Raw genomic sequence first — 19,519 nt, 5'->3', positions numbered from 1 at the left:
ATAATGATTGCTACCTACATATAGCAGGCTTCACCCTCCGTTATACACCGGATTCGCATTGATTTTCGGTACGAAGGCAACAGCCGTTCCGCAATTTTCACCATCCTCCCCATACTTCTTCATAGATCTGTCCGGCAGAAAATACCCAGGATGGATGTTTTGCCAAGTATACCAATGTTTCAAATTCCCGACGAGTCATAGAAATCAACTCACCGTTTCGGTATGCTGTTCTCTCCTTCAGCCGAAGCTCCAAGCCCGAAAAAACAAGAGTGTTACAAGGGTGGGATGTCACAATATGGTCAAATCCTGGCTCGACCGCAATAATCTCCATAATTCTACTGAGTATATATTCTTCATGGTCGGTATGCGACAGTACCAGAAACTTGCCTATATTGTTCACATCCCTCTTTATTGATATTATTTTTGCATTACATTACGGGTTCATTTTTCATCTGTCGGATGCGGTATTCACCGCCATCGTCCCGTCTGCGTAGAAGTAGTACCACTTACCATCAATCTGCTTCCAGTCTCCGGCAAACATCATTCCGGTGACCTTGTCCAGCCAGTACCACTTCTGATCCTCGGAGAGCCAGCCCTTCACTGACTCCCCGTTTCTGTAATAGTTCCACTGGCCGCTGTCATTCTGCTGCCAGCCGTTTGCGGCCTGCGGGTCAATGACGATTTCCACAAACCGCCGCAAAACCGTGGCGACCTCGGCGCGGGTGGCGGTTCCCTTGGGGTCAAACTTATTTTCATTCTTCCCGGTCAGGATGCCCGCCTGCTGCATGGACTTGACCGCATCCTTCGCCCAGCTGCTGATCTGTGTGTTGTCCGCAAAGGTCACAGCCTTCAAGGTCTGGGGCAGGTCATAGCCCAGCTTTGCAGCATAATTTTTCATGATCACCGCCATCTGTTCCCGGTTGATGTTGGTGTCCGGTGCAAAGGTGGTGGCGGTAACGCCCTCCACAATGCCGGTCTGCGCCGCCCAGTTCACATAGGGGGCATAGTAAGCGTCGGCTTTCACATCGGTGAATTTCCCGGTCTGGTAACTGTCCGGGTTGATGCCCGCCAACCGCCCCAGAGCTGTCACAAACATTCCTCTGGTCATGCCGGTGTCCGGGCTAAAGGTGGTGTCGCTGGTGCCGGAGAGCAGTCCCCGGCTGGCTGCAAAGAGGATGTTATCTGCTGCCCAGTGACCGGTAATGTCGGTAAAGGCCGGGACAAAAGTTTTGTAGCCCACGCCGTAAACGCTGAAATGGCTGGTTTCAAAAACCACCGCTTTCAGGCTGGCATTGTAGCTGGATTTGGTGATCCATTCCACCTTGCCAGCGTCATCTACATAGACTGCATAGAGATTACCTGTCTGCTCACCCTTTGCCGGTGTGTAGGGCAAACGCACCGATATAATGTGACCATTTAAGTTGGCAATCGGTGTTTCTTTGCCGCCGGAGAGGTAGACCAGTGACAGGTCATAGGTCGGTCTTGTGCCGATGGTGGCTTTGGCCTCGGTGGAACGCAGTGCATCCACCTTATCTGCCCGGAGAATGATGTCCCCGCCAGCGTAGGCGGTATCCAGCTGCTTCAGAGTATCCAGGCCGATATTAACCGAAACCAGATGGTCTGTTGCTACGGTAAACTGCCGGACATTTTCTTTGACCAGCAGATCCAGTGTCTGCGCCTTGATGGTCACGTTAAAAGAGGTCTGGTCTGCCGCCGGGGTGATGGGAACAGTAACGCCAATCCCGTTCTCTGTGGTGCCGTTCTTTTTCGCATCCTGTTTGGCCTTGTCGATGGCGGACTGGACAGAGCTGTTATCCACTGCCGCATTGCCGTTTTTATCCGGCTGTATGGGTTTGGTTTCACCGGTGACAGGGGCTTCCGGCTGGTTGGTGTTATCATTGCTTCCGGAACCGTTAGAACCGCCGGAGGATGAGCCTCCACCGCTGCCCGAACCACCAGAGGAGGAACCGCCGTCGCTGGAAGATTGCTTGGAAACAGTCAACGTTCCAGAAACATAGGTGATCGCATAATTGTCATTTGACAGCGTACCAGTAATGTTGATCGCGGTTTTTCCGGTTTTGCTCATATCCAGTGTCTGTGCGTAGTCCAGTGTTACCGTGCCGCTCAGGGTATCTGCACCAACCAGCCCCTCCACCTTGTAGTCCTTATCTGCTTCCGGGCTGCTCAGATCGGGCGCGGTGCTGCCGGTGTAGGCGCTCTGATCAAGCGCCGTAACGGTAACTGACTTTTTCGCTACGGTCACAGTCACGTTCTGTTCTGCCACATCTGCGTACTCTGCATTTCCCTGAACCTTATACCAAACAGTGTATTCCCCGGCGTTTTTCGCTGTGGGGAGCTGCTCGCTCCACTCAGAATTGTCAAGCCGGTAGAGCATCGTGCCGCCAGTGGTCTTGCCTGCTGTAACCAGCGCCTGTTCTGCACCGTTGTAGGTCAGGGCGTTTGCCGTAGGTGCCGTAACAGTGGGGACAAGCTTGTTGGTCGCATTGACATTGACGGTCAGCGTGATGTCCTCATAGTTTGTGCTCTTGATTACTACGGTCACTGTGCCCACAGGGCCGGTGGTTTTCACGTCATTTTTCTGAATCGGCAGGATCAGCTTGCCGTTTTCCACCTTCGCGCCGCCGGTGTAGTAGCTGCCATCCAGTGTGATTCCGCCGAGCTCATAGGTGGGTGCACCGTACTCTTTGGGCGTTTCCAGCGTGGGCAGGGCGGGAAGCGTCACAGTGTAGGTCTTTTCGTAGCCGTTTACAATGACGAGCGCAGTTTCCTTAGTGAAGTCGGGCGCAGCGGCCTTGATGATGCTGCCAGTCGTGGTGAAGCTGCTCTGCTCCAGGGAGTAATTCTTCGCGGTCTGCCCCATCAGGGTCACTGTGGCAGTGATGTTCTTGCCGTTGCCCACACTGGCATCGTCAAAGCTGGCGGTGACGGTGTAGTCTGTGCCTCGGTTCAAGGTCACGTTATCGAAGGTCACGCTGGTAATGCCCGCGTCTGTCGTGCCATCATAGGACTTGGACGCAGCCGTTACCCCGGTGAGCGTCAGCGGTTTCTTTCCAATGCTGACCTCCACGCTGGCGGGTGTGGTATCGTTGTGGTTTTCATCGCCAATCACCCGATACCACACGGTATATGCTCCGGCATCGGTGCCGACAGGGATGTCCGGGCTGTATGTGCCGTTCTCGGTCAGGCTGTACTGCATGGTGCCGCCGCTGGTCACGCTGCCCGCGGTAATGAGCGCCTGCTCCTGGCCGGTATAGGTCAGGTTTTCCCGCGCTGTGGGAGGCGTGATGAGGCCTGACCTGATGTCGGCCTTTTGTACTGTCACGACAATATCCTGGCTCATCTTCTTGTAGCCGTCGCAGGTGGCGGAAAAGCGGAAGATGTGCTTACCTGCGGACAGCTTTTGTTCGGCGAGATTAAATTGATTGCTTGTTGTCGCACTGCCAACGGCTGTCTCTTTGCCGTCCTCCACCTTGTACCACTGGAAGCTTACAGCGCCGGTGCCCCTCACATTGACAATCAGCGTCCCCGTACCGCCATAGGTCATGCTCATCTCGGTGGGATAGTTCATGCTCTGGATGGGGAGCCTGGCCACAGAAACATTGGTCAGCTCCTTGCCGGTAAGGTCGGTTATCCAGGTGGTGCCGCTCTTGAAGGCGCAGCCCTCCGGCAGTAGGGATGCCAGCGTGACATCTCCGGTAACGGTCAGTTTTGTCGCCGTCTTACCGTTCAGATCCAGCTTGAGCGGGCTGCTGATGGTGATCTCGCCTGCATTTGCCAGCAGCTTCACCGTACCGCCGCCGGCTGCGGCGATGGCCTCGCCTGCCGTCCGATAGTAGGAAATGCTGCCGTCCGTCTTTGTCACCACAGCGGCATAGCCGCAGTAGGGGCAAACATTCCCGCCGGAAGGGTCATCCGGGTGACTGCACTTCACAACGGTTACGGCAGTATTCTCATTCATCTCCGACAGCTTGACCAATGCGCCGTCTTTCTTCTGATAGGCATAGCCCCCTGCCAGCAGGGACTGGTAATCTGCGTCATTCCCGATTTTGATGCTGTCAAAGGAGCCGCCGGACAAGGTCACTGGAATATTGTCAAGAAGTCCCAATTTCAGCTGTTCCGCGCTGCCGCCGGACATGGTCAGCGCTCCCTCCGTGTAGATACCGCCGATGACCTTGCCGCTCATTATCACAGCTTCGTTCCCGGTACAAATGAAAAGCCCACGTCCACGGACGCCAGTTCCGCCGCCTATGCTGCCCTCCAGAATGACATTGTCCAGCGTCAGCTTTGCGCCTGTGTGGCGAAACTTTCCAACTTCCACCGCGTTAGCGGACTTGGAGACGCAGGTGCTTCGCACTGTGCCGTTCGCTATGACTACATTGGAGCCGAGGATGCACAGAAGCGCCTTCTCACGGGATTTGCTCAGGGTGTGTCCATTCAGGTTCAGTATAATATTTTTGCTGACCTCGATGGGGTCTGCGTTCTCGATGTCCAAAGGCCCCCGCAGCGTGATCGTGTCACCGTCCTTCGCGGCAGCCAGCGCGTTTTCCAGACTGGTGTATCGCTTGCCGCCGGTTTCAAATGCCTCCACCAGCGCATGGCAGCGGGTGCAGTAACCGGCGCTGTCCACCTTGCCCGCATGGTCGCAGACTCTGCCGCAGACACATTTGCCGTTATGATATTGGTCGGTATGCGCGACCACCTTGACCGCTCTATTCGCAATATCTACATTGGAAACGTTCAGAATTTCGTCGTTATCGGCGTCTGCAAAGGCATATCCCTCCGCCAGCAGAGCCAGGGCCTTCTCACCAAGTGCTGCATTGATTCCACGTTGGAACGTGCCGCCCTGGAGCTGGGTTTTCCCGAGGAAATTCACCTGATGCTGAAACACGCAGTTGCCCTTTACCGTCAGGGTAAACAGCTTACTCCAGGCCTCCCCGCCTGTTGTAACGCTGTCTAATATCAACACCGCGGGGGCGCTGGTGGCAATGTCATTTATCGTGCCGTTTTTGATGGTAACGCTCTTGTACGGGAAATTTTGCAGATCCAGCGTCTTGACCTTGTGGCCCTGCAGATCCAGCGTAATGTCCATGTTCGCCGTATCGCCGTTCCCCGCTTTCAAGGTTGCGTTAGTATCCCGCACAAAATAAGCGGTTCCGCCGGAGAACAGAATGAACCCAACATCAGGGTTATCGCCTTCAAACGTATAGGGGATACCGTTGCGAATAAAGAGCACATCCTTGCTGCACGGTTCGCCGCACTGTTGGCATTTGCCTTCGTTGGTGTATTTTTCATGGGGGCAGGTGTTAATGGTAACGGTGACAGTTTTTGTATCTACGGTATAGTTATTATAGGACAGCTTGCAGTAGACCTGGCCGCTGTACTCCCAGTCCTTGCCCGCCACTGGGGTCAGGTTGGACTTGGTCAGGACGATTTTACTATAACGGGCGCTGCTTGTGCCCTGACATTCTTTTCCGTTCACATACCACTGATAGGTGATTTGACCGGACTGACCGCTTTCCAGAGAGGCTTTGACATCGACAACCGCTACACTTTCCCCATTTAATTTCTCATATACGACCTCCGGCTGCTGGTTTATGGTAATGGGGTTTCTGGGCGCGGCGGCGACGGTGACCGTTGCGGTGGCGGTCGCCTTAGCGGGAGAGACACCTTCTATACCGTCTGCGGTCAGCTTCAGCTTATAGCTGCCCTCCTTGACGTTGCTGTCGGCGGTAACGGTGATGGTCGCGCCGTCAGCGGATTTTACCGCCGTCAGACCGGTGTGCCCGCCCACCCAGTCCACTTGCAGGGTTTCCTTCTTGACCTTGCTGCCGGTCACGGAGAAGGTCGCCGTCTGACTGCCTAAGCTTTCCTGTATGGTTCCCTGCTGCGCGCCGACAATCAGGCTTGCGCGGGGCGCCATCTTGGCGATGTAGATGGTCTTGACGTCCCCTTCTCTTGTCGTATCGGCCGCTGTGCCGACCGACATATCGTCTGTTTTTGCATTCTGACTTTCCGAATACAGAATGGTCAGGTTGCTGTCAATGTTTCGGGCCTTTCCATAACTATTCGAAATCGCACCATAGTTTCCGGTGGCGTAAAGGGTTCCTCCGTTCATGGTCAGGGATGCAGTGTCAATACCGTAACCGGAATTGAGATTCAGCGTTCCACTCTCAATCACGATGGTTTTAGCGCTCAAGCCGTACTGACCGCCGTTGGTGGTTATCTTTGCCCCGTCTTTTATGGTAAGCTTCCCGCCGACGGTGTCACTGTAAGCGGAATCCGCAATACCATATTTCCTGTTAGGAACAGTGACCGTCAGACTGCCGCTTCCCTGAATGGTCAGACTACGATAATCCATTTCCAGAGCGGAGACCTCAGCAGTATCGGAAATCGTAATGGTATTCTCGCCTTTCAGCGTGATTGTTGTGTCGCCGGTCAGTCTCACCGGGGTAGTTATGGTCTGGTTCTCCCAGGTAACATCGCCGGAGATGGTTCCATCGTCTGCCGCAGCTGCCATCAGGGACATTGCCTGCTCTGTTCCCTTGCAGGCAGAGAGGTCTGCATCTTCCGCAGAGCAGACCGGGCAGTCGGAATTGACCGCCTCTTTCTCACAACGGGTTTCGCAGATGCACTCCGCCGGAGCATTCCCGGACACACCGGGAACAAGCCCGCTGTCCTGGGAATTGCACAGCTCGCAGGTATACCCGCAGGGCGTCCCCTCTGTGGCCGGAATGTAGCCGCAGGTATCGTCATGCTCGCCGCGTTCATGAGGACAGCTTAATTTTTTTGTTTTACAGCCGCTTTCCTCACTGCATTCATGGGTACACTCGGTCGGCTTGGCCTCCTCTACTTCAGATGAGGTCGCCGTATTTTCTGATACGCTGCCTTCCAAAACAGGGTAACAGCTTTCGTCATGTTTATGGATACACTTCTTCACAAGGGTGTAGCAATCCTCAGTATGCTCATGTTTACAGGCTGCCCCTTCGGTTCCTTCCGTATATCCGCAGTCCTCTGTATGTTCCGGGTGATGCTTGCACAACCCCGTATGGACGGCGGATACACCCGCTTCCACCGCAGATGCCGGAACTCCCGGCATCGTAAAAATCATTGCCGCCGCCAGTAAAAATGCGGCCGGCCGTTTCCATTTCCATATCATTTATTCATCCTCCTCACGCGGTTCGTTCCTTCTCGTTGTTTTCTGAAGCAGCTGGGATACCGCCTCCCGCAGCTGATATTCTGTCACAGGCTTTACCAAAAAGGTGTCCGCCTGCATCCTGCGGCTTTGGGGTTCAAATTCTGCCTGGTCGCTGATCCACAGGAGCGGGACATCCTTGCTGTACCCTCGTATGCTCATGCAGAAATTCATTCCCCTGGCTCCGTCCTCCATGACAACCACAGCATCATAAGGCCCATCCCGCTGCATGGCATAGACGCAGAATACGCCATTGTCAAAGCGGTCTACTTTGCCAAGCTTCATCAGTAACGCCGTTTCTTTCTCCTTCTGACTATAACTGCACAGCGCAATTCGCATGTTCGCACCTCCATTTTGTGATGGGTTTTATCGCCTCATATAGCTCCTGATCGGAGCAGTCTGCCGAAAGGAACGCAGGGATACGCAGGTGATATGCGATCAGGGCAAAGTTTTCATCATCGCTCCACCAGACAATCGGTGTTTCCGGTGCCAGCTGCTTTGCCTGAATGGCAGCCTCCAATCCCCTTGCCCCGGTCATGGCGATGACAACCGCATGGTAGCGGCTCCGCCGCAGTGCCTGAGATAGCTGCTTCTCATTCCATAGCTCGTCGATGACAAGCTGTCCGTCCCCAGCAAAAAGGGAGCGCAGCCTGCTCTCAAACCATTCTGCATTCCTTAATTCCGTACAAAGTGCGATTTTCATGCTGAGCCTCCTTTCCTGAAAAGAAAAACAAGAAAGAATGTGCCTTGGCACATTCTTGCGCCTTGCGCGGTCGCTTGCGACAATCTACATCTTCGCGCAAGTGCGCATCTTTGGCACGTTAGTGCCTTTTTTATGTGACAGGGAATTCTTCGGAATTTCCTGTCACATAAAAAAACCAGACCTTCTCATCGGAAAGTCTGGTAGTATAATTAGAGTAGCATCTTGTCAAGAGAAATGCAACCGACTTTGTTTAAGACGCAGGTTTCCTGTTTAAGACGCAAGTTTTTTCCTGCGGTTTTATGTTATACTAATATTGGATTATTGTGCAAAGGAGATGGCACGATGCAGATTGCGATTGTGGATGACAGAGCAGATGACAGAGCCGAACTGTCTGCCTGCCTGGAAAATTATATGAAAAAGCATCAGCTGGATTATACGCTGACAGAATTTGAGGACGGAGAGAATTTTCTGAAAGCTGCCGCCCAGGTCAATTTTCAGCTTGTCTTTATGGACATCTATATGGAGAACATGGATGGAATAGAGACCGCCAGAAGGCTGCGCCAGAAAAACAGGCTCTGTAAGATCGTTTTTCTGACCATTACAGAAGATTATGCCCGGATGGGGTACAGCCTGTCCGCCAGCTATTATCTGCTGAAGCCGCTTTCGCTCCATCAGGCAGATTTTGAAGAAGCGATGGAGCTGTGCCAGCTAAAACCGCCCTATGAAGTGATGACACTTTCGGTTATGGCTGACCGTCAAAAACTGGAACTTCCCACAGAGAAGATTCTATACATAGATTATCAAAGCCGTATGACACGGATTCATACGGCGGAACGCGTGATACCGGTAAGCGGAGGCTTTCAGGAGGTTACTGCCGCATTGCAGAAGGACAAGCGTTTTTTGCCCTGCTACCGGGGCATTTTAATCAACATGGATTACATCAGCCAGGTTGACAGTCAGACCTTCCGTTTGATAAACGGGGAGGAACTTCCGATTGCCCTCCGCAATGGAAAACAGCTGCGGGAAACTTACCGTCAATATGTTTTCTCTGGAATGGGGGGTATCGTATGAGAATGAAGCAAATGCACAGGCGTATTCTGGAGGGCTGTCTGGCCTGTCTCCTCTGCTTCACCGGCAGTATCCCCGCATTTGCCGCTGAAACCGCAACCCCAGCCAATGCCGATAAAAGAAGGGAGAATCCGCCGGGTTTAGAAAGCGAGGCTCCGGGGACACTGAAGAGCAAAACCCCGGAAGCACCGGAAGAAGTATCCCTCATCCTTGTCACAGAAATACAAAAGGAAGACGAACTGCTCTCCCTGCCAGATTTCACCCTGCCCCTTAGAACCACACCGTCTGATGATGACCTGGAGGAAATTTATCAGCTGGCCCTTCGGTATCAAACCGTCTGCGCCACGGTAACAGCAGGTGAAGAAATCCGGCAGGAAACACTTTCTGTCGCATGGGATTTTTCGGCCATTGACCAGACCACTCCAGGCGAATATACCGCAGCAGGTCGGATTAAACTGCCGGAGGGGTATGCCTTTGGTGAAGCTGTCTTGCAGGAGCTTCAGATTTCCGTCCGGGTGAAAGAAATGCCGCCTGCTGTCATCACCTCCATAGAAAAGTGGTATCCTTATACGGACGCGTTTGCGGTTCAACAGGGCAGCGAAACCGAAACGCTGGAAAATTTGTTTGCCTTTTCCCCTTACTATCTGGAATGCTATGCGGAAAATGGAACCAGCTACACCGCTGTGGTGGAATGGGATTTTTCTGGTATTGATTTGAATACTGTGGGACTGTACCATGCCATTGGAAAGCTGACCGCACCAGCAAATACTGCGTTTGCAAAGGGAATTGCTTTCCCTGAAATCTCAATTCCTGTTTCTGTACAGGCTCCAGGCAGACCGGACATTAACTGCTTTCTGTCCGCCAGAGGAAACCTTCATTTTCCCTGGGTCACACCGCCGGGGGAACTGGATGAGATCAGCGTATGGCTGTCCGAAAACAACGGTTCATGGAACCGCCTGGAAAGTGGCGTTTATGTGGGTCAGGAAATGCTCTCGATTGCCACCCGTCTGCTGACGCCGGGCAGCAGTTACCGCCTTCAGGTCGATTATGACGGCGGGCAAACCGGCATCCTGTCCTTTACCTACGCAGATGAAATTGTCCTTGAAGGGTATCACGATGGCGACCGGGATGGAGGGGATGCAGGCGGGAATCCACCCGATACCATCATTCAGCCGCCTCCTGAAGATACCGACGATCAAGATGACGGTTTCGCAGACAGGCCCTCCACAAAGCCTCCAAAACCGCCTGCAACAAATGGCGGTGGAACGAATTCCGATGATTCTGAAAAAGCACCACCGGTCAGTGAAGAAAATGATCCTGCGGATCATGAACCATCCCACAAGTCTTCCGAGCCATCCTTGGAGGGAAAGGATGATTCCATAGATATAGATAAAGACGATTTCCCATCGGAACAGGCAAACGGTGATACAGAGGAAGATGCGGATTCCAAAAGCCCTGATTTTTCAGAGTTCTCCGATGAAACCACCGACCGGATTTCCGGCACGCGCTTTTTGATGATGCTGCAAACAGGGGAGCAAAGAGCCGTCTTTTCCAAACAGGGAATCACCATCAGCATACCAAAAGACGCCTTGCCGGAGGGCATCCAAAACGAAGATCAGATTGAAGTCATCATCCAAAAGGATACGGACGGCGGTTTTTCTTTTTCGTTTTCCATCAATGGAACTGCACTCAGCTCCCTGCCGGATGTTTCTGTCATGCTGCCCTGTCCAAATGACCCGGCAGCCGGCACATTGTTCCTCTGTGATGAAAGCGGCGTGGAAATTCCCATGACCGGTTATGACGATGAGGCAAAAGCCGTTTCCTTTCAGATCAGCCATACAGGGGCATACACCATTATTGGAAAGGAAGATGCCGTTTCCCTGGCACAGGCCGCCGACACAGAGCATAGCCGGTCGCCCATACTCCTTTTGATTCCGGCCTGTCTGCTTCTTCTGTCTGCCGGTGTGTTTTTCCTAAGGAGGAGGCGAAAATAAGATGGTATCTTCTGCGGTAAAAAAATATGCTGCCTTATGTATGGTCTGCCTGTGCTCATCCCTGTTTTTTCTTGGCCTGTATCAGTTCAATAATAAATATAGCCAGAACACAATCCAGGCGGCAAATGGGATTCTGGCGCTTTCTGAGGAAGAACTTCAAAAGTCACCGGTGCGCTTTCTGGTATCCGGCTGGGCATTTTATCCTGACGCGCTTTTGACCCCGGAAGAAATACGGGATGAAAGCCATTATATGCGCTACCTTTCCATCGGAGAGCAGACCAATTTCTCCAGCCCTGCAACCCCTTCTCCCTATGGCTGCGGGACTTATCAGATGACATTCTTTCTGCCGGAACGGAAGGAAACATATGCGCTGGAAATCCCGGAAGTGTTTTCTGCTTACAACCTTTATCTGGATCATGACCTGATCCTGCAAATGGGGGAACCGGCACAGGGAACACCATTGGTTCAAAACCGCATGGTCACTTTTCATGGCGGAAAACCGGTCACACTCACCATAGCGGTCAGCAACTATGACCACTTTTACGGAGGGATTGTCTATCCGCCTGCTTTCGGAACGATGCTGGCGGTCAATACAACCAGAGGAATCCGGTTTGCATTCTGCCTGTTCAGCTGTACAGTTACCTTTGTCTGTGCGCTGCTGTCCTTTTATTTCAGCCGCCGGATGAAACAGAAAAATACATTCCTGTTCGGACTGATCTGCCTTGCCATGTGCGGCCTGTCATCCTATCCGGTGCTTCATATGCTGGCTGCGGTTCCCGTATTCCCCTGGTACACGATTGAACTGTTCTGTATCTATCTGGTTACCTGGCTGATCGTAGTTCTGCAAAACCGGATATGCAGGCCGGGCTTCCTGCCTGCGGCCATCAGTAATGGAGTGGGCGCTGCCTTCCTGGTATATGCGTTTGTGTATGGCATGATGGCTTCCCATCTCTCCCTTGGAGCCATTCGCTTTTTCTCTGCATCGGTCTTTTGTTATAAGGCGGCATCTGCGCTCTATCTGCTTATCATCGCTGTGCTTGCCATTCACAGAGGAGAAAAACGGAGCAGGCCGATCTTCTATGCTGCGGCAGCCGCAACCTGCGCCTTTATATGGGATCGCCTTCTGCCGGTTTATGAGCCGGTTATCGGCGGTTGGTTTTTGGAATGGGGCAGCTTTTTCATAGCAGCAGCCATCGGTTATTCCCTCTGGCGCGATGTGATAGAAGGATATGGAAACAGCCTGATTTTCCAGGAAGAACGCAAGCAGGTCATCCGTCAGCTTTCTATGCAGACCGAATACAGCCGTCAGGTTTCTGAAGCAGCGGCAGAAAACAGAAGGCTGATCCACGACATCAAACACCATCTGCGCACCATAGACCGCATGGCCTCTGAACGTGGGCAGACGGAGATCTGCTCCTTCCTGTTACAGGTAGAGGAACAGGTTGCTGCATCATCGGGTCACTCCCCTGCCCAGTTCTGCAAAAATCCCGTCGTAAATGCACTGATTGAATACTACTACGGCATGGCGCAGACACAAGGGACAGAATTTCAGGTGCGGCTCGATCTTCCCGATCATATGCCGCTTACCGATGTGGAACTGTGTACGGTGCTGGGCAATCTTTTGGACAATGCCGTTGAGGCGTGCAGCCGCCAAAAGCAAGGGGTGCGCCGCGTTTTCATTGCAGGCGAAACCAGAGGCAATATGTACTTTTTGAAGATTGAAAACACTTACGACGGTCTGGCCTTGCAAGAGGGAAAAACATTCCTCTCCCGAAAGGGTACATCTGATGATCATGGAATCGGGCTTTCCTCTGTCCGAAAAATCATTGAAAGCCATGGCGGTGATCTCGATCTCGTTCCCGGTGAGGAATCCTTTCTTGTTGGAATTACAATACAGATGTAAAAACTGTTTTTTGAGGCGCATTCAGATAACATAGGCAAGACCTGATGGATGGACTTTGCCCGGAGGGTGTGGGGTATCCCGGATTCGGGATACCGTAGACGAGCAATGTATCGGAATATCCTTTTGGACATTCCGATACATTGCTCGTTGGGGGTCTCGGCTGCCGCCGCCAGAGGATTTACACATTTTCGTTTGCCGCGTATAATAATAGTAACAGGCAGGGATCGTTCCTGCCACGAAAATATTGTCCGCCCACCGGTCTCCCCGAGGGGGTTTGTTCATATACATTCATTATTTCTGCATGAATTCAAACACCGCCTCTTTCGTCGGAATCGCAGGGATTCCACCTCTCTTTTGCACACACAATCCTGCAACTGCATTTCCCAAAACAGCACACTTTCTGATTTCTTCCCATTCCATTTTTTCAACATTCTTATTCACGGAAAGGATACTGCACAATACGCCTCCCCAGAATGAATCACCTGCCCCAGTCGTGTCGACCGCATGTATCTGAAATGCTTTGATGATTTCTTTTCTGCTTTTTGTTGCCATAAGAACGCCCTGTTCTCCCAATGTAATGGCAACCAGCTTTGGTCCCATGGCAAGGAGTTGATCTGCAGCCTGCTCATAACTTTTCGCCTCTGTCAACAGAGTACTCTCTTCATCCGATACCTTCATGACATCTACCAATTCTATGACAGATCTCATTTTTTTCACTGCATCCTCTTTGCTCCTCCAAAGAGACGGTCGATAATTCGGATCATAGGAAATAAGTGCACCCGCTGCTTTTGCCATTTTTACCGCTTCAATCGTTGTACTTTCTGCCGGTTCATCTGTCAGCGATAATGATCCAAAATGAAAAATTTTACATCCGGAAATTAACGTCTGATCCAGTTCTTCTTTTTTTAACTGTGTATCTGCACCTGGTTTTCTTGCAAAAGAAAAATTCCGTTCTCCATTTTCACCGATTTCCACAAATGCCAGTGTTGTAAAATAATCTGCATCTTCGACGATAGCATCTGTATTGATTCCTTCCGTTTGCAGTGTCTTCTTTAAAAATTTACCATGCATATCGTTTCCAACTTTTCCAATAAAAGAGGTGCGATACCCAAAGTGGCTTGCAACGGTTAGAAGATTTGCCGGAGCACCGCCGGGATTCTGTTCGAACAATTTTCTCCCATCTTGACTGTGTCCTGCTTCCGTAAAATCAATCAGCAATTCTCCCAATGCCACGATATCAACTTTTTCTTCCATTTTTCAGTTCCTCCACAATCTCGTTATAACGTTTTTTATTTAACCGGTAGAAAAATAATACAACCGCAGTCACAATCCACAGTGCACCTGGAATCGTCGTAAATGCATGTTTCATAATTGAAAGTACAATTGCATTTTGTGTCTGATTTGCAATATAACCATATTTTCCAAGTATTCCTGCTAAAAGTGCTGTTCCAACTGCCATTCCTATTTTATTTCCGAGTGAAATAAACGCATACTGAAAACCGTCATTTCTAAGTCCGGTTTTCCACTCCCCATATTCCACACAGTCTGGAATAATTGCATAGATTGCGGTATTAAATCCTGAGAAAAAAAACTGTGTGAGACCAGATAATGCATAAAAAATAGCTGGTGATTCTTTGGCATTGAAGAAAAACATAGGCAACATGGAAATTCCTGTAAATAAAGCAAAGAGAGCTGCTGTTCTTCCTTTATTATTCAACTTGTGGAATAATGGTTGAAAACAGGCTGCCCCGATGATAGAAGGAATAATAATGCACATCGAATAAGTTGTGTAGTAGGAGGCATTCCCTTCCACATATGTAAAATAATACAGAATATCTGCGTTTCTACCATACAATGTAAATCCAAATAATATCTGTCCTGCCAATGCAAGAAGATATGGTCTGTTCTTCATGACTGCTTTCAACTGTACCTTTACAGAAATTTTTTCTTTTTCCGGAGTAATTAACGCCTCTTTCGTCTTCGCAAAGCAGAAGAAATGACAGGCTGTAAAAATACATCCATATATGACCGCAACCGTCAGATATCCTGTCTTTGCACTGTGACTGCCGAATTTGCTGAGCAGTGGAACTGTGATAATATTTAACACACCAATTGCAATCATCGCTGCAACCGAACGGGATGTATTTATTTTTGCACGTTCATCAATATCCTGTGTCATAGCACCACACAAGGTTCCATATGGAATATTCACACAGGTATACCCCAAAACCAGCAGACAATATGTAATTACCATATAAATGATCTTTCCATTCTGCGACCAGTCAGGTCTTGCCCAGAATGTCATGACAAGAAGAATCGCTGTAATTGGTGCCGCTACTAACAGCCATGGACGGTACCGTCCCCATCTCGATTTTGTTTTATCCGTAAGGCCCCCGACGATTGGATCATTGATTGCATCCCAGAATCTTGAAAAAAGCATAAGTGCTGACACAGCCGCCATACTGATTCCGAACACGTCTGTATAAAATATCATCAGAAAATTACTGACGAACATCCAGCTGAAATTACATCCAACATCACCAAACCCATATGCAATCTTACTGATCAGCGGTACTTTTCCATTTTTGTTTTCGCTTCCCATATGTCTCTCCTATTTTTATTAAAGTTTCTGACAGAACTCTATTCTTTCTTCATTTGGTCCCTTAATCATAAAAAACTTCACACCATTTTCCCAAAATGGCAGTTCTTCGATTCCGTCTGTAATAACTGTGTATTTTTCATTGCAGATTTTCTGATACATACTATCAATGTCTTCCACATCAAGTGCAATATGTTGGTATGCACCATCTGACATTACCGCCTTCCCATTTTCAAAAGTCTCTATACAGTAATTTTTTATCTGTAAAAATGCTACTTTTTCCCTGATTTTTCATTATAAGACTGCATAATTACTTCAAATCCAAGACTCTTATAAAACTCAACTGTTTTCTGTAAATCGTTTGTCGGAAGCCCGACATGGGCAACTCCGACAATTCCATATTTATTTTCCATATGTACTCCTTACTTTTCATTGACGTTGATAATTACTTTCATCGTTGTCTCGCGGTTATCATCAATATACTGGTATGCCTTCAGATAATCCTTAAAAGCAAATGTCTTTGAGATGAGCGGCTTCAAATGAACTTTGCCCTCATTTACCAGTCTGATTCCATCTATATAATCATCATGGCGGTACATCATCGTACTCTTAATGTCAAGTTCGTGGTCATTTGCCACTGCAAGATCTACTTCTGCCATTCCTGCAAAAACAGCCACCAGTACGATCGTGCTTCCTTTTCTTGCATATTTAATTGCCTGTCCCATTGTGATATTGTTTCCGGCACAGTCGTAGATCACATCCGCCTTATCCGGTCCAAATGCTTCGATCATTGCCTCGCCGAAATCTTTGTTTCTAGTATTCACACATACATCAATCCCACATTCTTCTGCCTTTGCCAGTCTAAGATCACTGATATCTGTGATCATCACTTTCGCTGCCCCCATTCCTTTTGCTGCCTGTGCTACAAGATTTCCGATCGGTCCTGCACCAAGGACTGCAATATTCATGCCAGCCACATCGCCCATCTGTTTTACACCATGAACTGCCACTGCAAGCGGTTCGATCATAGCTCCTTCTTCATAGGACATATCTTCTGGAATCGGTGTTACTTTCGATGCATCCACTGCAAAATACTCAGATGCTGTTCCTGTCGTCTGAAATCCCATTACTTTTAATTCCTCACAGAGATTATACTTTCCATGACGGCATGGATAGCAGTGTCCACAATATACCTGCGGCTCTATCGTCACCTTCTGTCCCACATGAAACTCTGTAACATTTTTTCCAAGTTCTGTAATCTCACCGGAAACCTCATGTCCCTGTGTTACCGGATATTTTGTAAACGGATGTTTTCCATGATAAACATGAATATCTGATCCACAAACACCAATATTCATAATCTTTACCAACACCTGATTTTCCTTTACCTCCGGAACCGGAATCTCTCTGAAAATAATTTCTCCTGGATTTGTCATTACCTGCTGCAACATAATTGTTTCCTCCTTTTTTGTTTTATCTTATGTTTTATAAAATGTTTTATCAAAGTAATTATATTATTACCATGTTAACAAACTTTGTCAATATATTTTTTCACATTTTATATATTTCATAATTTCAAAATATATTTTTTGTGTATTTTTCACAATTAACACACACAAAAAAACGGAAAGGAAACCGCAGTTACTGTTTTCTTTCCGTTTTTTACTATAATTTCTTTTTCTAATCTTACACAACTTCTCGTTTTTCACACATATAAAGCGGACATCCGCATTCGCTTTGCAACCTGTCAGTGGGAGCTGTACCGTACGGAATTTTCAGTTCAGAAAATTCCTACTTGTGGACAGTTACTACAATTCTACCATATGTTTTGTGAAAAAGTATTTCGCGGCTCCAACAGCCGACGCTTCTTTCTTATACGAACAATTTTTCAAGTATGAAACATCATGCTCAAAGCCATTATATGCCATCACTTTTTCTCCCAGTGGTATCATATAATCTGACAATACACCTCCCACATCACCTCCTAGTATGATATCCATATCATATGCCATCCGCAGATTTGATATCAAAACCGCAAGATGATCCAGATACTCATCCCATATCTGCAAAATTTTTTCATCACCACTTTCAATTTTTTCCATAAACGCATCCAATGACTGCCTATTATCTTGTGTCAACACACTTGCAGCACAATATGCATCTGCACATCCTAATTTACCACAATAGCACTTTCTTCCACTGGGAACGAGTATCATATGACCAAACTCTCCTGCTTTCTGGTTCTGCCCTCGAAACAGCTTTCCATCTATGCAGAATGCACCTCCTAAGGTGTGGTTCAAAGACAGATATATCGCATTTGGATACTTTTGTTTTTTTTCTGCAAGCATTGCAGCATTAGCATCGTTTTCAAAATATACTGGAATTTCCAGAGCCTGCTCTAAAAAGCGCAGACTATAATTCTCTATACCTAAAGCATGGGATTTTAAAACGATCCGTTCTTTCTGATCAATAATTCCTGGAATCGCCACTCCAATCCCAAGTAGCGTGTCCTTCGCTACTTCGCCTTCAAGAAAAGTTTTGACCTTTTGTGCCGCCTCTGTACAATAAGATAATTCAGCCGTAAATTTTAAACGGATGCGATCTTTTTTTATAATCTCATCTCCAAGATTTACTAATACCATTTCTATATGATTCGCTGTAATCAAAATTCCCATTGCATGACAGTATGACTTATTAATCCCTATACTTTTTGCCTTCCTTCCACCGGTTGAAGCATATTCCCCAGTTTCTTCCAACACCCTTTTTTCTAACAAGTCATTCACATTTGCTAACACAGTCGGCATACTCAAGTTTAACTCTTTTGCGATTTCCGCCTTAGATGTAACATGATTGTTCAGCACATAATTAATTATTTTTTTTCTTGTCATATTTTTTTTATCTTTATTTTCCGTTTTCTTACCCTCTTTTATTAAATATTTTACAAAAGAATTATATGCTTTTTTATGCTTCTTGTAAAGTAATGTTCTATAATAAAAATTTGCTGCATTCAGAAATACTGGCATTTAAGAATCAAATTTACCAAATACCCACTCACTATATTTTTCATTCACGTTATCTCATCATTCAGATTTTCAACAAGTAGCTTATCCAGCTTTTTATGTATTGTTACTGGCTGTTCCTGAATCGTATGTATATGGTCAAAATATTTTTCAATAACAGGAAACGCATTCTGTATCAGAAAAGCATTTTCTTTTCCTGCAAATAAGCCAATTACAATTGTATTGCATTTACCATATCTTTTCTTTTTCTTCTCAATGATTCCCTTATACTTATCTGCTTGTGAACTAATCGGTATCATCCAATATATTTTTGGATTCTTTTTATCCTAAATCGCATAGTAATGTGGTCGATAATTTCCTTGTTCCTTATTGCTCATCAAATATTTATCCTGAACCAAGTCAAAAAATTCATCCTTGATATGGTAAGAATATCCCTGTCGTATCTCCATAAACAATCTTTCCTCTGTGATAAAATTCCCCATCAGCATTCACTGATGGGGAACATTTACAAACTATACTATTTTTATCCCACCTGTATAGCAAGTGGCTTCATTTACGAACTGAATTATTTATACCCCGCACCATCAGCAAGCGGCAAACATTTACTTCTATCCTTAGTATATACAGTTTCTCTGAATTTAGCAACCTGTTTTTTAAGTTTAGGACAATAAGCGGGAATCCTCGGCAATTTAATTACCGAGATGAAAGCACAGTAGTGTGCATATCTGCACAATGCAAATAGTATAATAATTCTCATCCTTTGATAGTAATGCCGTAACCGGCATACAATAAAAGCGAAAATATGTTCGAATAATAATTGCGTATTACACTTCAATATGATATACTATATGTATGAAAGGAAATCTGATACATTATAGAACTTGCGTGTGTAATATTAACTACCATATGGTTTGGTCAGTGAAATACAGACGGAAGATATTAACCCCAGAAGTTGAGAAATACCTGCAGGAACTCGTGCAGCAGATAGCTGACGATAAAGGTTTTACCGTTCATTTATT

The 19,519-nt window shown here is 47.8% G+C and carries 13 protein-coding genes and 1 pseudogene; 4 read left to right on the top strand and 10 right to left on the bottom strand.

Features of this window, described 5'->3' with window-relative positions; translation table 11 throughout:
• Positions 1-97: 97 nt before the first annotated feature.
• From DXC57_RS15795 to DXC57_RS14370, 4 genes are all read right to left on the bottom strand, one after another.
• On the bottom strand, positions 98-199 hold the full coding sequence (locus DXC57_RS15795) for a winged helix-turn-helix domain-containing protein (RefSeq protein WP_243101496.1): 102 nt from the start codon (positions 197-199) through the stop codon (positions 98-100).
• Positions 200-448: 249 nt separating this feature from the next.
• Positions 449-7,177, bottom strand: a complete 6,729-nt coding sequence (locus tag DXC57_RS14380) for an S-layer homology domain-containing protein (RefSeq protein WP_243101491.1) — start codon at positions 7,175-7,177, stop codon at positions 449-451.
• Entirely contained in the window at positions 7,178-7,552 is a 375-nt protein-coding gene (locus DXC57_RS14375; RefSeq protein WP_118467306.1) for a hypothetical protein, read from the bottom strand.
• Positions 7,527-7,916, bottom strand: coding sequence for a response regulator transcription factor (locus DXC57_RS14370; protein WP_118653262.1), 390 nt, complete (start codon positions 7,914-7,916; stop codon positions 7,527-7,529). The genes DXC57_RS14375 and DXC57_RS14370 overlap by 26 nt, the downstream gene beginning before the upstream one ends.
• A gap of 342 nt (positions 7,917-8,258) precedes the next feature.
• On the opposite strand from DXC57_RS14370, the gene DXC57_RS14365 reads away from it, so the two are divergent.
• The 3 genes from DXC57_RS14365 to DXC57_RS14355 are packed head-to-tail and all read left to right on the top strand — an operon-like array spanning position 8,259 to position 12,881.
• Positions 8,259-8,987: a LytTR family DNA-binding domain-containing protein gene (locus DXC57_RS14365; RefSeq protein ID WP_182457332.1), complete on the top strand. Its 729-nt coding sequence runs from the start codon at positions 8,259-8,261 to the stop codon at positions 8,985-8,987.
• Positions 8,984-10,978: a hypothetical protein gene (locus tag DXC57_RS14360; RefSeq protein WP_147354109.1), complete on the top strand. Its 1,995-nt coding sequence runs from the start codon at positions 8,984-8,986 to the stop codon at positions 10,976-10,978. The genes DXC57_RS14365 and DXC57_RS14360 overlap by 4 nt, the downstream gene beginning before the upstream one ends.
• Position 10,979: 1 nt before the next feature.
• Entirely contained in the window at positions 10,980-12,881 is a 1,902-nt protein-coding gene (locus tag DXC57_RS14355) for a GHKL domain-containing protein (protein WP_118653256.1), read from the top strand.
• Positions 12,882-13,172: 291 nt separating this feature from the next.
• Here the strand turns inward: DXC57_RS14355 and DXC57_RS14350 are convergent, their stop codons facing one another.
• From DXC57_RS14350 to DXC57_RS15790, 6 genes and pseudogenes are all read right to left on the bottom strand, one after another.
• A complete protein-coding gene (locus tag DXC57_RS14350; RefSeq protein WP_118653254.1) occupies positions 13,173-14,135 on the bottom strand; it encodes a carbohydrate kinase in 963 nt (320 codons plus the stop codon).
• The gene (locus DXC57_RS14345) at positions 14,119-15,483 is read right to left on the bottom strand and encodes an MFS transporter (RefSeq protein WP_118653252.1); all 1,365 of its coding nucleotides are present in this window, start codon (positions 15,481-15,483) and stop codon (positions 14,119-14,121) included. Before DXC57_RS14345 ends, DXC57_RS14350 begins: the two co-directional genes overlap by 17 nt.
• Before the next feature lie 18 nt (positions 15,484-15,501).
• A pseudogene (locus tag DXC57_RS14340) lies at positions 15,502-15,893 on the bottom strand (VOC family protein).
• 9 nt (positions 15,894-15,902) lie between these two features.
• Positions 15,903-16,931 (bottom strand): alcohol dehydrogenase catalytic domain-containing protein, encoded by a 1,029-nt coding sequence (locus tag DXC57_RS14335; protein WP_118653250.1) that lies wholly within the window; start codon positions 16,929-16,931, stop codon positions 15,903-15,905.
• A 357-nt stretch (positions 16,932-17,288) separates the two neighbouring features.
• Positions 17,289-18,503 (bottom strand): ROK family transcriptional regulator, encoded by a 1,215-nt coding sequence (locus DXC57_RS14330; protein ID WP_347502166.1) that lies wholly within the window; start codon positions 18,501-18,503, stop codon positions 17,289-17,291.
• 44 nt (positions 18,504-18,547) lie between these two features.
• Entirely contained in the window at positions 18,548-18,799 is a 252-nt protein-coding gene (locus DXC57_RS15790; protein ID WP_242995680.1) for a hypothetical protein, read from the bottom strand.
• 553 nt (positions 18,800-19,352) lie between these two features.
• Between DXC57_RS15790 and DXC57_RS15785 the strand changes: the two genes are divergently transcribed.
• On the top strand, positions 19,353-19,519 hold a 167-nt coding region (locus DXC57_RS15785; RefSeq protein ID WP_243101495.1), incomplete at its 3' end, for a transposase.

This window comes from Clostridium sp. TF06-15AC, from assembly GCF_003481165.1.
GTDB classification, from domain to species: domain Bacteria; phylum Bacillota; class Clostridia; order Lachnospirales; family Lachnospiraceae; genus Otoolea; species Otoolea fessa.
This window is presented reverse-complemented; position numbering and strand designations above follow the sequence as displayed.

Bases quoted from the DNA above. Each gene is read 5' to 3' on its own strand.
- DXC57_RS15795 (WP_243101496.1), bottom strand. From the start codon at position 199: ATGACTCGTCGGGAATTTGAAACATTGGTATACTTGGCAAAACATCCA.
- DXC57_RS14380 (WP_243101491.1), bottom strand. From the start codon at position 7,177: ATGATATGGAAATGGAAACGGCCGGCCGCATTTTTACTGGCGGCGGCA.
- DXC57_RS14375 (WP_118467306.1), bottom strand. From the start codon at position 7,552: ATGCGAATTGCGCTGTGCAGTTATAGTCAGAAGGAGAAAGAAACGGCG.
- DXC57_RS14370 (WP_118653262.1), bottom strand. From the start codon at position 7,916: ATGAAAATCGCACTTTGTACGGAATTAAGGAATGCAGAATGGTTTGAG.
- DXC57_RS14365 (WP_182457332.1), top strand. From the start codon at position 8,259: ATGCAGATTGCGATTGTGGATGACAGAGCAGATGACAGAGCCGAACTG.
- DXC57_RS14360 (WP_147354109.1), top strand. From the start codon at position 8,984: ATGAGAATGAAGCAAATGCACAGGCGTATTCTGGAGGGCTGTCTGGCC.
- DXC57_RS14355 (WP_118653256.1), top strand. From the start codon at position 10,980: ATGGTATCTTCTGCGGTAAAAAAATATGCTGCCTTATGTATGGTCTGC.
- DXC57_RS14350 (WP_118653254.1), bottom strand. From the start codon at position 14,135: ATGGAAGAAAAAGTTGATATCGTGGCATTGGGAGAATTGCTGATTGAT.
- DXC57_RS14345 (WP_118653252.1), bottom strand. From the start codon at position 15,483: ATGGGAAGCGAAAACAAAAATGGAAAAGTACCGCTGATCAGTAAGATT.
- DXC57_RS14335 (WP_118653250.1), bottom strand. From the start codon at position 16,931: ATGTTGCAGCAGGTAATGACAAATCCAGGAGAAATTATTTTCAGAGAG.
- DXC57_RS14330 (WP_347502166.1), bottom strand. From the start codon at position 18,503: ATGCCAGTATTTCTGAATGCAGCAAATTTTTATTATAGAACATTACTT.
- DXC57_RS15790 (WP_242995680.1), bottom strand. From the start codon at position 18,799: ATGATACCGATTAGTTCACAAGCAGATAAGTATAAGGGAATCATTGAG.